Origin of the sequence: Rahnella sp. GSA61A (assembly GCF_019969905.1) — a bacterium.
Taxonomy (GTDB): domain Bacteria; phylum Pseudomonadota; class Gammaproteobacteria; order Enterobacterales; family Enterobacteriaceae; genus Rahnella; species Rahnella aceris.
This window is the reverse complement of sequence record NZ_JAHXYO010000023.1, coordinates 1-14693: the sequence shown is the minus strand read 5'-3', so window position 1 is coordinate 14693 and position 14693 is coordinate 1. Positions and strand designations below refer to the sequence as shown.

At 49.6% G+C, this 14693-nt stretch carries 12 protein-coding genes and 1 rRNA gene; 6 read left to right on the top strand and 7 right to left on the bottom strand.

Features of this window, described 5'->3' with window-relative positions; translation table 11 throughout:
• Positions 1–123 precede the first annotated feature (123 nt).
• From glnA to glnG, 3 genes are all read left to right on the top strand, one after another.
• Complete coding sequence (gene glnA, locus LC431_RS22060; protein WP_013577652.1) at positions 124–1533, top strand: glutamate--ammonia ligase; 1410 nt, start codon at positions 124–126, stop codon at positions 1531–1533.
• A gap of 252 nt (positions 1534–1785) precedes the next feature.
• The gene (glnL, locus tag LC431_RS22055) at positions 1786–2835 is read left to right on the top strand and encodes a nitrogen regulation protein NR(II) (protein WP_013577653.1); all 1050 of its coding nucleotides are present in this window, start codon (positions 1786–1788) and stop codon (positions 2833–2835) included.
• Positions 2836–2842: 7 nt separating this feature from the next.
• Positions 2843–4255: a nitrogen regulation protein NR(I) gene (gene glnG / locus LC431_RS22050; RefSeq protein ID WP_013577654.1), complete on the top strand. Its 1413-nt coding sequence runs from the start codon at positions 2843–2845 to the stop codon at positions 4253–4255.
• 64 nt (positions 4256–4319) lie between these two features.
• Here the strand turns inward: glnG and hemN are convergent, their stop codons facing one another.
• Together hemN and yihI are read right to left on the bottom strand one after the other, a co-directional pair.
• Positions 4320–5693 carry an oxygen-independent coproporphyrinogen III oxidase gene (hemN, locus tag LC431_RS22045; protein ID WP_013577655.1) on the bottom strand — a complete coding sequence of 458 codons (1374 nt, stop codon included), beginning with the start codon at positions 5691–5693 and terminating at the stop codon, positions 4320–4322.
• 187 nt (positions 5694–5880) lie between these two features.
• Complete coding sequence (yihI, locus tag LC431_RS22040; RefSeq protein ID WP_119262207.1) at positions 5881–6432, bottom strand: Der GTPase-activating protein YihI; 552 nt, start codon at positions 6430–6432, stop codon at positions 5881–5883.
• A 579-nt stretch (positions 6433–7011) separates the two neighbouring features.
• On the opposite strand from yihI, the gene yihA reads away from it, so the two are divergent.
• Positions 7012–7662, top strand: a complete 651-nt coding sequence (yihA, locus tag LC431_RS22035; protein WP_013577657.1) for a ribosome biogenesis GTP-binding protein YihA/YsxC — start codon at positions 7012–7014, stop codon at positions 7660–7662.
• Positions 7663–8012: 350 nt separating this feature from the next.
• Here the strand turns inward: yihA and polA are convergent, their stop codons facing one another.
• The 4 genes from polA to LC431_RS22015 form a co-directional block, all read right to left on the bottom strand.
• Positions 8013–10817, bottom strand: coding sequence for a DNA polymerase I (gene polA, locus LC431_RS22030; RefSeq protein WP_217243656.1), 2805 nt, complete (start codon positions 10815–10817; stop codon positions 8013–8015).
• 387 nt (positions 10818–11204) lie between these two features.
• Positions 11205–11828, bottom strand: coding sequence for a thiol:disulfide interchange protein DsbA (gene dsbA / locus LC431_RS22025; protein ID WP_013577659.1), 624 nt, complete (start codon positions 11826–11828; stop codon positions 11205–11207).
• A 45-nt stretch (positions 11829–11873) separates the two neighbouring features.
• On the bottom strand, positions 11874–12860 hold the full coding sequence (locus tag LC431_RS22020; protein WP_037035574.1) for a serine/threonine protein kinase: 987 nt from the start codon (positions 12858–12860) through the stop codon (positions 11874–11876).
• 92 nt (positions 12861–12952) lie between these two features.
• Positions 12953–13222, bottom strand: coding sequence for a YihD family protein (locus LC431_RS22015; protein ID WP_013577661.1), 270 nt, complete (start codon positions 13220–13222; stop codon positions 12953–12955).
• Between the two features lie 153 nt (positions 13223–13375).
• Here LC431_RS22015 and mobA point away from each other — a divergent pair, with 153 nt between their 5' ends.
• Complete coding sequence (gene mobA / locus LC431_RS22010) at positions 13376–13963, top strand: molybdenum cofactor guanylyltransferase MobA (RefSeq protein WP_013577662.1); 588 nt, start codon at positions 13376–13378, stop codon at positions 13961–13963.
• Positions 13960–14493 carry a molybdopterin-guanine dinucleotide biosynthesis protein MobB gene (gene mobB / locus LC431_RS22005; protein WP_013577663.1) on the top strand — a complete coding sequence of 178 codons (534 nt, stop codon included), beginning with the start codon at positions 13960–13962 and terminating at the stop codon, positions 14491–14493. Before mobA ends, mobB begins: the two co-directional genes overlap by 4 nt.
• Positions 14494–14573: 80 nt before the next feature.
• On the opposite strand, the gene rrf is transcribed toward mobB, so the two are convergent.
• A 5S ribosomal RNA gene (gene rrf, locus LC431_RS22000) occupies positions 14574–14689 on the bottom strand.
• Positions 14690–14693: the final 4 nt, after the last annotated feature.

The following is a 14693-nucleotide window of genomic DNA, read 5'->3' as shown; positions in this document are numbered from 1 at the left end:
GACCAGACAAATAATAGCGCTGTTCAGTCTACACGCCAGTTCCAGTAAGGCTGTTATTTCCAACTAAAGACCAAAAATGGTTATTCGTTCCACGACGATAATGAGAAATTCGGGAGAACTAGTATGTCCGCTGAACACGTTTTGACGATGCTGAATGAGCATGAAGTGAAATTCGTAGATTTACGCTTCACTGATACCAAAGGCAAAGAACAGCACGTCACCATTCCTGCGCACCAGGTTAGCGCTGACTTCTTCGAAGAAGGCAAAATGTTTGACGGCTCTTCAATCGGTGGCTGGAAAGGCATTAACGAATCTGACATGGTCTTGATGCCAGATGCGAGCACTGCTGTTCTTGACCCATTCTACGAAGAAACTACCCTGATCATTCGTTGCGACATCCTTGAGCCAACCACGCTGCAAGGTTATGACCGCGACCCACGTTCTACCGCAAAACGTGCAGAAGATTTCCTGCGCTCTTCCGGTATCGCGGACACCGTTCTGTTCGGGCCAGAGCCAGAATTCTTCCTGTTTGATGATGTGCGCTTCGGCAGCAGCATCTCCGGTTCTCACGTCGCTATCGATGATATCGAAGGCGCATGGAACTCAAGCACCAAATACGAAGGCGGCAACAAAGGCCACCGTCCTGCAGTAAAAGGCGGTTACTTCCCGGTTCCTCCGGTCGACTCCTCTCAGGATCTGCGTTCTACCATGTGTCTGACCATGGAAGAAATGGGTCTGGTTGTTGAAGCTCACCACCACGAAGTGGCAACCGCTGGTCAGAACGAAGTGGCAACCCGCTTCAACACCCTGACTAAAAAAGCTGACGAAATCCAAATCTACAAATACGTGGTTCACAACGTGGCTCACGCATTTGGCAAAACTGCGACCTTCATGCCAAAACCAATGTTTGGCGATAACGGTTCAGGTATGCACTGCCACATGTCTCTGTCCAAGAACGGTAACAACCTGTTCGCTGGCGACAAATACGGCGGCCTGTCTGAAATGGCACTGTTCTACATCGGCGGTATCATTAAGCACGCTAAAGCAATCAACGCCTACGCTAACCCGACCACCAACTCCTACAAGCGTCTGGTCCCGGGCTACGAAGCGCCAGTAATGCTGGCTTACTCTGCGCGTAACCGTTCTGCATCCATCCGTATTCCACACGTATCAACGCCTAAAGCGATGCGTATCGAAGCACGTTTCCCTGATCCAGCGGCTAACCCATACCTGGCGTTTGCTGCACTGATGATGGCTGGCCTGGACGGTATCATCAACAAGATCCACCCTGGCGATGCGATGGACAAAAACCTGTATGACCTGCCACCGGAAGAAGAAGCAGAAATTCCAAAAGTTGCAGGTTCACTGGAAGAAGCCCTGAACGCACTGAACGAAGACCGCGAGTTCCTGACCCGTGGTGGCGTGTTCACTGACGACGCTATCGATGCTTATATCGGTCTGCGTAAAGAAGAAATGGACCGCGTGCGCATGACTCCGCATCCGGTTGAGTTCGAACTTTACTACAGCGTTTAATTTTTCGATTAAACCGGACTCAGCGCTCGTCTTCGGGCTGGCGCTGAGGGTAATACCCGACTGAAGGCCTGTGTTCACAAACCCTTCAGCGTCAAAATTAAGTAAGACGATTTATATTTGTTGCCGTGGAAACTTTCAGCCCATCTCCGGATGGGCTTTTTTCTCCACACTCTTTCCTGCTCAACCCCTCTGACCCGTGATTTCACCGGGTAGCGAGATAAAATGCACCAATCAGGTGCGGGAGACTGCGGTATGGCAACTGGCAAACTGCCCGATGCTGGGCAGATCCTGAATTCCTTAATCAACAGCGTTCTGCTGTTAGACGACGAATTGGCTGTGCATTATGCCAATCCGGCAGCTCAGCAGTTACTGGCGCAAAGTTCCCGAAAGCTTTTTGGCACCCCTTTGCCAGAACTGGTGGGATATTTTTCGCTGAACATCGAATTAATGCGTGAAAGTCTGACAGCCGGACAAGGCTTTACAGACAGTGAAGTGACGCTGGTCGTAGACGGCCGCGCGCATGTGTTGTCGCTGACCGCACAGATGCTGCCAGAAGGTTTCATTCTGGTGGAACTGGCGCCGATGGATAATCAGCGCCGCCTGAGCCAGGAACAATTACAGCACGCTCAACAGGTTGCTGCGCGTGATTTGATCCGCGGTCTGGCACATGAAATCAAGAATCCGCTCGGCGGGTTGCGTGGCGCAGCACAATTATTATCCAGAGCGCTGCCCGATCCGGCCTTGCTGGAATATACGAAAGTCATTATTGAGCAGGCTGACCGTCTGCGTAATCTGGTCGACAGATTGCTGGGCCCGCAACGTCCGAGCCAGCATGTGACACAAAGTATTCACCAGGTTGCGGAACGGGTTTGCCAACTGGTCTCGATGGAGAAGCCGGATAACGTTCAGCTGGTGCGGGACTATGATCCGAGCCTGCCTGAACTGGCGCACGACCCCGATCAGATAGAACAGATTTTGTTAAACATCACCCGCAACGCATTACAGGCGCTGGGGGAGGAAGGCGGCACAATTACATTACGCACGCGTACTGCTTTCCAGATTACGTTACACGGCGTGCGTTATCGTCTGGTGGCCCGTATCGATATTGAAGATGATGGCCCCGGCGTACCGGCGCATTTGCAGGACACCCTTTTTTACCCCATGGTCAGTGGCCGCGAAGGGGGCACCGGTTTGGGCCTGTCCATCGCGCGCAGTTTGATTGATCAGCATTCGGGTAAAGTTGAATTTAACAGTTGGCCAGGACATACCGAATTCTCGGTATTCCTGCCTATTCGCCAGTGAGGTTCTTATGCAACGAGGGATAGTCTGGATCGTCGATGACGATAGCTCCATCCGCTGGGTACTTGAACGTGCGCTCACTGGAGCCGGTTTAACGTGCACCACGTTTGACAGCGGCAATGAAGTGCTTGATGCCATTGCGACTCAAACCCCTGACGTTTTGTTATCAGATATCCGTATGCCCGGGATGGACGGTTTAGCGCTGTTAAAGCAGATTAAACAACGTCACCCGATGCTTCCGGTCATCATAATGACAGCACACTCCGATCTGGATGCTGCAGTCAGCGCCTATCAGCAAGGTGCGTTTGATTATCTGCCAAAACCGTTCGACATTGATGAAGCCGTGGCACTGGTTGAACGAGCCATCAGTCATTATCAGGAACAACAGCAACCGGCACGCAGCCAGCCTGCGAGTGGCCCGACCGCAGACATTATCGGTGAAGCGCCCGCTATGCAGGACGTATTTCGCATCATCGGCCGTTTGTCCCGTTCTTCAATCAGTGTGCTGATTAATGGGGAATCCGGTACAGGTAAAGAGCTGGTCGCTCACGCCTTACACCGCCACAGCCCGCGCGCCAAAGCGCCCTTTATCGCGCTGAATATGGCTGCTATCCCGAAAGACCTGATTGAGTCCGAATTATTCGGCCACGAGAAAGGGGCGTTTACCGGCGCCAACACCGTCCGTCAGGGACGTTTTGAACAAGCCGATAACGGCACGCTGTTCCTCGATGAAATCGGGGATATGCCGCTTGATGTGCAAACCCGTCTGCTTCGCGTGCTGGCAGATGGCCAGTTCTATCGTGTTGGCGGTTATGCGCCGGTGAAAGTGGACGTGCGTATTATCGCTGCGACTCACCAGAATCTGGAGCTACGGGTTCAGGAAGGGAAATTCCGCGAGGATTTATTCCACCGCCTGAACGTTATCCGCGTCCATCTGCCGCCGCTGCGTGAACGTCGTGAAGACATCCCGCGTCTGGCGCGTTACTTCCTGCAAGTCGCGGCTAAAGAGCTGGGTGTGGAAGCAAAAAACCTGCATCCGGAAACAGAAACGGCACTGACGCGATTGCCATGGCAGGGCAATGTGCGCCAGCTGGAAAACACCTGCCGCTGGCTCACCGTCATGGCGGCGGGTCAGGAAGTGCTGATTCAGGATTTACCCAGCGAACTGTTTGAGACCTCGGCCCCTGAAACCGGTGGTCAGAGTCTGCCAGACAGTTGGGCGACATTGCTGGCACAATGGGCAGACCGTGCGCTGCGTTCCGGTCATCAAAACCTGCTGTCAGAAGCGCAACCTGAAATGGAACGTACATTACTGACCACGGCGCTGCGCCATACACAGGGACATAAACAGGAAGCGGCACGGTTGCTGGGCTGGGGGCGAAATACCCTGACCCGCAAACTGAAAGAACTGGGCATGGAATAAAAGTCCTCGCACCAGACAGCAAAACAGCCGCTTATGCGGCTGTTTTTATTTGCAGAGCAGACTGTCAGATAACGCGGGAGAATTGTTGCTGGCGCACCTGACGTCGCAGATAAATATCAAAGCACATACAGATATTACGGATCAGCAAACGCCCGCGCGGTGTCACCTGAATATGCGTGCCACTCACCTCAACCAGCCCGTCTTCAGCCAGCGGCTTCAGCAGTGCCAGATCATCAGCAAAATAATCGGTAAAACGAATGTCGTAACGCTGTTCGATATCAGCAAAATTCAGCTCAAAATGGCAGATCAGAGATTTAATGACATCGCGACGAAGGCAGTCATCATTCGTCATTTCCAGACCGCGCCATAAGGCATGTCCCTGCGCTTCCACATGAGCGTAATAGGTTTTGATATCTTTTTCGTTCTGCGCGTAGGTATCGCCGAGCATGCTGATGGCCGAAACGCCCATTCCCAGCAAATCACTGTCGCCCTGCGTGGTGTAGCCCTGGAAATTGCGGTGCAATTTGCCTTCGCGCTGGGCGATCGCCAGTTCGTCATCAGGGCGAGCAAAGTGATCCATCCCGATAAAGCGATAGCCGAAACCGGTCAGTGAAGCGATGGTTTCCTGCAAAATTTTCAATTTCTCTTCCGCACCAGGCAAATCAGCATCTTTGATTTTGCGCTGAGCGGCGAACAATTTTGGCATGTGCGCATAATTGAACACACTCAGACGATCAGGGTTGAGCTCTGCCACACGCTGCAGCGTGTAAGCAAAACTTTCTGCCGTCTGTTTCGGCAGACCGTAAATCAGATCGATATTAGTCGAGTTGAAACCCAGCGCCCGGGCGCGTGCAATGAGGGCAAAGATGAAATCTTCATCCTGCTCACGGTTAACCAGAAGCTGCACTTCTTTGTTGAAATCCTGGACCCCCATACTCAGGCGGTTAAAGCCTTCGCTGCGCAGATGGTCAAGCACATCAAGCTCAATTTCACGTGGATCTACCTCCAGTGACATTTCTGCGTCGGGCAGGATATCAAAGTGTGCCCGCAGAAGGCCCATCAGACGGCTTATCTGCGCTTTATCGAGGTAAGTCGGAGTACCACCGCCCCAATGCAGCTGACTGACCTGACGACCTTTAAAGAGCGGTGCACGGTGACTGATCTCTTTTTCAAGCACGTTGAGATATTCTTCGGCTTTATGCTGCTGGCGGGTCACCAGTTTATTGCAGCCGCAGAAGTAGCAGAGCTTATGGCAGAAAGGAATGTGCACGTACAATGAGAGCGAGCGTGCCGGATAACGGGCAGCCGCATTTTCGAAAGCGGTATTATCGTAGCGTTCACTGAACTCAAGTGCTGTTGGATAGGATGTGTATCGCGGACCCGAATAATTGTATTTCTGGATCAGCGCTAAATCCCAGACGGTAGTCTGTTCTGACATGGGGTACTCACTCCTTCCGGCGTCGGATGCGACCGGTTCGCTTTACAGGCAGGCTTTGAGCCTGCCGTGCAAAGGTCGCTCTGCGCAAACGTGCTTTGGTTTTCGATAACCGGCGTAGTTTACCGAATAACCAAAGCAGATAACATGCAAAGAGTAAGGCTATTGCCGGGATGACCCAGCGCATAGCTTAGAAACCTTCTTTTGGATTTCCGCGCTTGAGCAACTGCATCATGTCTTCGTTTTTCTCTTCTTCTTCGTCATCTTCATCTTCGCCGAGTTCGATGCCGAGGATTTCCATCAGAACGTCGATGCGATCAAGTGTCTGATCAACATAAGCCTGATCTTCTGCGCTTAATGCTTTGCCATCGTCGATGAGATCCAGCAAAGAATCCAGACGCTCATCATTTTCGAGTAACGTCAGTTCTTCTTCCGGTGTCATCTTAGGTTTTGCATCTTGCTTCGGCTGTGCGGCTTTTTTAGCTTTCGCTGCATTGTTCGTAACGGTCTCAACGATCAAAGGCACGGCTTTTTTGCTACCGATACGCGGATCGGCTTTTTTCGTGCCCGCGCCGCTTTGGTTCTGGGCCGCATCCGGATTGGCGCGTGAGCCTGCTTTATGGCCACGGCGCTTGTTGTCACGCTTGCGTTCGCGCGCTTCGATATCAAGCTCGACACGACTTTTCTTCTTCGTTTTAGCTGTCGCGGTATTGGCGCGCGGTGCTTTCGCTGGCTGTTTCATGGCATCTGCTCTTAGGTGTGTACATTTAGTATAGATTTGCGCCGGAATCTAGCAGAAAGCGGGCAAAGAAAAAAGGCAGCAAGGTAACCTTGCTGCCTTTTTCTTTCCTTCCTCAGAAGGATATTCATCAAATACTTTCCCTGTATAGCATCAACGTCCCGGTTTTTCCTTTGCCTTTCAGAGCCTCCGGCTCCGTTCATCCTTAAATCGCGATGCATTTCCCGTGATCCGTGAATGCAATAATCGTCCTTGTTTCCCTGCTCGCCTTCACCGCGTAAGAAATACTTTACCCGACTGGCACAAAGGCTCAAGATACCCGCCAGCCGTCTTGTCGATTTCATAACGACATCAATTTTATCTTATTGAAATTGAATAACATTAAAAAATTCGGCGACAAAACAAGCGAAATAACCCGCATCATGAATAGCAAATGTCTTACATCATGAAGGCAATTTCCCCCGCCTTCATCTCTGTGGTCCCTTCGCCTCATCATTCGGATTTTAAAAACACGAACGCATCTCGGCTGTGTTGCAGTTATAATCGCCAGCCAGATACTCATGCCTCACGGAGACGCACGCTTTGACCAGCCAAACTTACAACTATCATATGACCCATTTCGTCATGAGCGCCCCGGATATCCGGCATTTGCCATCTGACGCAGGCATTGAAGTCGCATTTGCTGGTCGTTCAAACGCCGGCAAATCCAGTGCGCTGAATACCCTGACACAGCAGAAAAGCCTCGCACGTACCAGTAAAACGCCTGGCCGTACTCAGCTCATCAACCTGTTCGAAGTGAAGCCGGGCATCCGCCTGGTCGACTTGCCGGGTTATGGCTACGCGGAAGTACCGGAAGAAATGAAGCGCAAATGGCAGCGCGCGCTGGGCGAATATCTGCAAATGCGTAACTCCCTCAAAGGTCTGGTTGTGTTGATGGATATCCGCCATCCGCTTAAAGATCTCGATCAACAAATGATTCAGTGGGCAGTTGATGTGGGTACGCCGGTCATGTTGCTGCTGACTAAAGCCGACAAACTGGCTTCAGGCGCACGTCAGGCGCAGATAAAAATGGTCCGTGAAGCGGTGAAAGAATTCATGGGTGATATTCAGGTAGAGGCATTTTCCTCACCGAAGAAAATGGGCGTGGATAAACTGAGTGACAAACTGAACACCTGGTTCAGCGAAATCCCGCCGGAAGTGCAGGAAGAAGAGCTTTCTAACGAAGGCGAATAGTAGCGCCCCGGGAACGGGGAAATGTAAGTAAAGAACAGAAAGGGGTGACCGCAAGGTTGCCCTTTTTTATGGGTATAACGCTATGAAAAATCCAATAAAAAACGCCCCAGACATAAATGCCTGGGGCGGCTAAAATATTCAGCCAAATCCGATTACGTGAAGTAAAAGGTCTGAAAGATAGAACATCTTACCTCTGTACCCTACGAGAGAAACTTTACCCTATTTTCTGACGGGGAAAAAGAACTTTTTGTAGTTTACTTACACAAAAATCGCGGATTATGCGATCACTCGCATGGTATGAGCACATAATCCTGTAGCTTAATTACAAAAAAAGCTTAATAACTATTCACTTAGTGAGCCTGATCCCAGTTTTCGCCAGTGCCCACATCTACTTTCAGTGGAACGGCCAGCGTCATGCTTGCTTCCATAAGATTGCGGATTTTTTCGCTTGCCACTTCCACATCATCTTTATGCACTTCAAACACCAGTTCATCGTGTACTTGCATGATAATGCGGGCACGCGGCGCATCCGGTTGTTTCAGCCAGTCAGCGACGTTTATCATCGCACGCTTGATAATATCCGCAGCCGTTCCTTGCATCGGGGCGTTGATCGCTGCACGCTCCGCACCTTTACGGCGCATGGCGTTACTGGACTTAATGTCTGGCAGATACAGACGGCGACCATCCAGCGTTTCAACGTAACCCTGCTCAGACGCCTGAGTGCGGGTGCGTTCCATGTATTCCAGCACGCCCGGATAGCGCTCAAAGTACAAATCCATATAACGCTGGGATTCTTTGCGCGGAATATTTAGCTGGCGCGACAGACCAAAGGCGCTCATGCCATAAATCAGGCCGAAGTTAATCGCTTTCGCACTGCGGCGTTGCTCACCGGATACTTTCTCCAGCGGCGTACCGAAGACTTCTGCGGCAGTCGCGCGGTGGATATCTTTCCCCTCGGCGAACGCTTTCAGCAAACCTTCATCCTTAGATAAATGCGCCATGATACGCAGTTCAATCTGCGAGTAGTCGGCAGCGAGAATAATGTAGTCTTTCGGCGCGATAAACGCCTGACGGATGCGGCGACCTTCGTCATTACGCACCGGAATATTTTGCAGGTTTGGATCACTGGAAGATAGACGCCCGGTGGCAGTCACTGCCTGATGATAAGACGTGTGCACACGTCCGGACTGCGGATTGATCATCAATGGCAGTTTATCGGTATAGGTCGATTTCAGTTTTGCCAGACCACGATATTCAAGAATGACTTTTGGCAGCGGGTAATCCAGAGCCAGCTCAGCCAGAACTTCTTCATTAGTCGATGGCGCGCCACCCGGCGTTTTCTTCAGAATCGGTAATTTCTGTTTTTCATACAGAATGGCCTGCAATTGTTTGGTCGAAGACAGGTTGAAAGGTTCTTCTGCCAGTTCATGTGCCTTGTTTTCCAGCTCATTCAGACGGATAGCCAGTTCTTTTGAGTGGGCGGCGAGGATATTCTGATCAATCAGAACGCCAGTGCGCTCGATATGAGACAGCACAGGTACCAGCGGCATTTCGATATCCGTGAAAACAGTCTTCAGGGATTCGCTTTCCGCAATCCGAGGCCACAGTGCCTGATGCAATTGTAATGTGACATCAGCATCTTCTGCCGCATAGGGCGCCGCTTGCTCCAGCGCGATTTGGTTGAAGGTCAGCTGGTTCTTGCCTTTACCTGCGATCTCTTCAAAACTGACGGTCTTATGGCCGAGATAGCGATCGGCCAGGCTGTCCATATCATGGCGGCCAGATACGCTGTCGAGCACATAGGACTCGAGCATGGTATCAAAGGCAATGCCTTTTAATTCGATGTCATAACGCAGTAACACGCCGCGGTCGAATTTCAGGTTCTGACCCACTTTCAGCTGCTTTTCATCTTCGAGTATCGGCTTGAGCTGTTTCAATACTTCATCACGATCCAACTGTACCGGCGCATCCAGATAATCATGAGCAACCGGTAAATAGGCTGCTTTACCTGCTTCTGTAGCAAAAGATAAGCCAATCAGATTGGCGGTCAGCGTATCCAGACCATCCGTTTCTGTATCGAATGCAAACACCTCAGAGCCTTTCAGATAACCGATCCATTCATCCAGCGTCGCCTGATCCAAAATGGTGACGTAACCGTCCTGAGAAAGCTGGTTAGGTTCGATCACTGCTGCTGAAGTTGTGTCTTCAGCCTGTGCGCTTTTCTTCGCTGCTGCCGGCGCTTTACCTGCTGATTTTTTACCGCTCAGCCAGGTACCGGATTCAACATCAGCCAGCCAGCGTTTGAATTCATAGCGACCAAAAAGCTTGTGCAGTTCATCAGCATCAGGTTCAGAAACCGTCAGCTCTGCACAGGTTAAATCCAGCTTCACGTCAGTTTTAATGGTCGCCAGCTGATAAGAGAGATAGGCGACGTCTTTATTATCAGCGAGTTTGGCGGCCATGGTTTTGGCGCCGCGGAAACTGAGTGTCGATACTTTATCAAGATCGGCATACAACGCATCAAGACCACCAATGCCTTGTAACAAGGCTTGTGCGGTTTTCTCCCCCACGCCCGGCACGCCTGGAATATTGTCCGAGGAGTCGCCCATCAGGGCGAGGAAATCGATGATCAGCGAAGGCGGAACACCGTACTTCTCGACAACTTCATCTGGCCCCAGAATCGCGTTGTTCATGGTATTAATTAATGTCACGCCCGGTGTCACGAGCTGCGCCATATCTTTATCACCGGTGCTGATCAGAACAGCATGACCCGCCTGTTCAGCTTCGAGTGCCAGCGTACCGATTACGTCGTCCGCTTCTACACCAGAGACCACCAGCAAAGGCAACCCCATTGCTTTGACCATTTGGTGAAGAGGCTCAATTTGAGAGCGCAGGTCATCCGGCATCGGAGGACGGTGAGATTTGTACTGTTCGAAAAGTTCGTCACGGAAGGTTTTGCCTTTCGCGTCAAAAACCACAGCGACATGGCTTGGTGTGTATTGCAGCAATAAACTGCGCAACATGTTAAGCACACCGTACATCGCACCGGTCGGTTCACCCGCAGAGTTGGTCAGCGGAGGAAACGCATGATAGGCGCGATAAAGGTAAGACGAACCGTCTACCAGGATTAAGGGGTTTTCTGCTATCTGGGCCATAACTCTTCTTTATTCGTGATCAGACATGCTCTAAGGATGCCATAGCCAGCGGGAAAGACGAACCTTGAGAGGGAAATTCATTGCGAAGTTGCGAGGGATCTCGAAGGATCATCCTGTGGATAACTTTGTGAATAGTTTTTATAGTAAATTATTATCTGATCATATCCGGAAAATACTCCAGAATTTTAACTACTGGTTTCATCAGGTTATCGGTTTTTTTATGAAATAGTCGTGTAATAGAAGCTTAATAGCTATTGTGGATAGTAATATTTACAGGAAACATTCCGGGCATAAATTATTTATATTTCATAGGGTACTCATTTTGGTTGTTATTTTTTTCAGAAAATATAACGCCAGCCCGAAAGCTGGCGCCGAGATCAAGAATTCTTATTTTTTGGTCGCTAAGAAATTGATCACATCAGAATATTGTTTGACATACATATCCATTGAGCTGGTATCAAGTCCGTCATTTTTAACCATGTATTTCCCATTCACAAATACAGAAGGGACGCCTTGCAGACCCAAATCAGCAGCGGCTTTTTCCTGCTGAACAACCAGTGATTTCACGACGAAGCTGTTAAGTGCGGCATCATAATCTTCTCCCTTAACACCCGCCTGAATAAAGACTTTACGGATATCATCAGCATTTTGTACCGACTGCTGTTTCTGCACAGCATCAAACATCAGCGGGCTGACTTTTTCTTCAACACCCAGAGCAATAGCCACAGCCCATGCCTGAGTTAGTTGCTTACCTAACGGACCTAGGAACTCAACGTGGTATTTAGTGTATTTCACATCTTTTGGCAGGTTCTTACGGATGCTGTCAGAGACATGCCAGACTTGTTCAAACTGGTAGCAGTGCGGGCAATAAAATGAGAAAAACTCGAGTACCTGTGGCTCATTAGCTACGGTTTTATCTAAAGTAACGTATTGCGCGCCATCAGAAAATTGCGCTGCAGATACACTGAAGGCCATAACCATACCAACCAGTGCCAGGAATATCTTTTTCATATAAAGCCTATCTCCATTTAATTAAACTTGAACGTTAATCGTGACTCAATACATTGGCATCAGCCGTAAAGGAGGTGCCTGTAATTTCTTAATTTGCTCAGTGAAAGCCGCTATCTGACCACGCCAAAAATCTTCGTCCTGCATCCAGGGGAAGCTCTTAGGAAATGCAGGATCGTCCCAGCGACGGGCGACCCAGGCCAGATAATAAACCATGCGCATAGCACGCAGCGGCTCCATCAAAGACAGTTCACTTGTATCTAAATCAGCAAACTCTCCATAAGCTTCCAGCAAGATATCTAACTGAAGCCTTTGCTCACTTTGGTCGCCATGTAACAACATCCAGAGATCCTGGATTGCCGGACCATTACGGGCATCATCCATATCCACAAACAGCGGGCCATCTCGCCAGAGAATATTCCCCGGATGGCAATCCCCATGTAAGCGCAAAGGCTGCCAGTCGGTATGCCAGAATTCCCGGGTCGTCGTGATCAGTTTATCTGTCGCAGTTAAAAAAGGCTCTCGCAGGCTTTTGGGGATCAGAGGACACTGCGCCAGGACATCACGTGGTCGGGAAAGGTATTCATCGAGGCCAATTGTCGGGCGTGCGGTGAAGAGACTTTCACTGCCAACCTGATGGATACGCCCGAGGAATCGCCCCACCCATTCCAGCTGATCGAGATTATCTATTTCATACTGACGGCCACCGACGCTTGGAAACACGGTGAACATATAACCCTGGTAGTGATGAAGTGTATCTTTATTAATAGAAAGAGGGGCAACAGCAGGGATTTCAGCATCAGCCATATCACGAGAAAACTGGTGCTCTTCGTGGATTTGTTCTTCACTCCAGCGCTCCGGCCGGTAGAACTTCACTACATAACGTTTTCTGTCTTCTCCCAGAAACTGGTAGACACGATTCTCATAGCTGTTTAAGGCAGTGAGGCCGGACTCAGCAATCAGACCGATACTCTCTAACGCATCAAGGATAAGATCCGGCGACAATGCCTGAAAATTAAAAGCAGAATTGTTCATAACTTCATTCGGGTTAGCCGCACAGAAAAGTGACAATGGGAAATAGTATCATCTATTTTTGGCGGTTCGCATGAAGTTCACATAAGTTTACATCAATCTTTAATCACGCCACGGGCACGTAAAAGTGCAGTTTTAAAGTCATCCTCATAATCTTTCTTTAAACCTGGGATTTCAGTCGTGCTGTCAGTTCCGCGCATTTTCAGGTGATAAATCAACATGTCATCACTCAGTTCTCCCAAAGGTCCCTGATAACCACATTCTGTCGCCAGCTTCTGAATAAACTCCATCAGGTTAAGATCGCAATCTTCTTTCCATGCAGGATGCAGCAGTTCGATCAACTCATTTACGCGATGTTCTTTCATGATATTCCCTTTCAACGTAGTTGCAGACCCTAAAAATAACAGGGTTATTTCTTCAGGGAAAGGACAAGCTGACCGGGTAACAGTTAAACCTGCCTGACCGCAAGGTAAGGCGTTACAATGAGCGGAATATAGACATTTTTACAGGTAAATATTATGGGGCAGGATAACATTACCGGCGTGATTTTAGCGGGTGGTCGTTCGAGCAGGATGGGTGAAGACAAAGGGCTGGTCGAAATTAATGGTAAACCCTTATTTGAACATATTGCCGAAAGATTACGCCCACAAGTCGGAGATATTCTCATCAGCTGTAACCGAAACACGAAACGATATGGCCGAAATTTCCAGACGGTCCCTGACATTACACAGGATTTTCAGGGCCCCCTTGCAGGAATGCTTGCCGCATTATCTGCCAGTAAAACCGAGTGGGTACTGTTCGTTCCCTGTGACGTACCAGCCTTTCCGTTAAATCTCACCGAAGCCTTTTTAGCCAACGCGGCCGGGCAACGGGCAGTTTTTGCCTGTGACCCTGAACGCGGGCATCCGACACTTTGTCTGCTGAACCGTAATCTGATTCCAGTACTGGAAACCTATCTCGCAAATGGCGACAGGAAATTAATGATTTTCTTTCATCAGATTGACGCAAAAGCAGTATTGTTCAACGAATCCACAGCGTTTTCCAATCTCAACACGCCTGAAGATGTGTCACATTGGAAAGCTAATCACCACGATATTTTCATATGATAAATCAACAAATTCCCTTGCTTGGGATCGTCGCTCACAGCGGAACAGGAAAAACAACATTGCTGAAGCAGCTTATCCCCTATTTGCGTCAACGTGGTATACGAACCGGTCTGATAAAGCATACACATCATGATGTGGATGTAGATACTCCAGGGAAAGATAGCTTTGAGCTACGTAAAGCGGGTGCAGACCAGACTATGGTTGCCAGCAGCAGCCGATGGGCATTAATGACAGAAATGCCCGAGCAGGATCATCTAAACCTAGACTATCTTGCGACGCGTTTTGACCGCAATAAACTGGATATGATCTTCGTTGAAGGGTTCAAGCATGAAGAGATCGACAAAATTGTGCTGCACAGGGAAGGAACAGGGGGAATATTGGAACAGTTAATTGATATTCATGCTGTTGCTGTGGCTAGTGATTGTCTATCAGAGACTATTTCAACGACAATTAGCGTCTTGAATATAAATAAGATAGAAGACGTTGGAGAATTTGTTATCAGGTGGCTGGAAAATCAGCAAAAACAGTAGTTTTCGATCTTCTGCCATTATCCAAATTCCGCATAGCAAAAATCCCCGCACTTTCGTACGGGGCTTTCCACTTATTTGATGCCTGGCAGTTCCCTACTCTCGCATGGGGAGACCCCACACTACCATCGGCGCTACGGCGTTTCACTTCTGAGTTCGGCATGGGGTCAGGTGGGACCACCGCGCTACTGCCGCCAGGCAAA

Excerpts from the sequence above, each read along its gene's own strand:
- glnA (WP_013577652.1), top strand. The coding sequence starts at position 124 with ATGTCCGCTGAACACGTTTTGACGATGCTGAATGAGCATGAAGTGAAA.
- glnL (WP_013577653.1), top strand. The coding sequence starts at position 1,786 with ATGGCAACTGGCAAACTGCCCGATGCTGGGCAGATCCTGAATTCCTTA.
- glnG (WP_013577654.1), top strand. The coding sequence starts at position 2,843 with ATGCAACGAGGGATAGTCTGGATCGTCGATGACGATAGCTCCATCCGC.
- hemN (WP_013577655.1), bottom strand. The coding sequence starts at position 5,693 with ATGTCAGAACAGACTACCGTCTGGGATTTAGCGCTGATCCAGAAATAC.
- yihI (WP_119262207.1), bottom strand. The coding sequence starts at position 6,432 with ATGAAACAGCCAGCGAAAGCACCGCGCGCCAATACCGCGACAGCTAAA.
- polA (WP_217243656.1), bottom strand. The coding sequence starts at position 10,817 with ATGGCCCAGATAGCAGAAAACCCCTTAATCCTGGTAGACGGTTCGTCT.
- dsbA (WP_013577659.1), bottom strand. The coding sequence starts at position 11,828 with ATGAAAAAGATATTCCTGGCACTGGTTGGTATGGTTATGGCCTTCAGT.
- LC431_RS22020 (WP_037035574.1), bottom strand. The coding sequence starts at position 12,860 with ATGAACAATTCTGCTTTTAATTTTCAGGCATTGTCGCCGGATCTTATC.
- LC431_RS22015 (WP_013577661.1), bottom strand. The coding sequence starts at position 13,222 with ATGAAAGAACATCGCGTAAATGAGTTGATCGAACTGCTGCATCCTGCA.
- mobA (WP_013577662.1), top strand. The coding sequence starts at position 13,376 with ATGGGGCAGGATAACATTACCGGCGTGATTTTAGCGGGTGGTCGTTCG.
- mobB (WP_013577663.1), top strand. The coding sequence starts at position 13,960 with ATGATAAATCAACAAATTCCCTTGCTTGGGATCGTCGCTCACAGCGGA.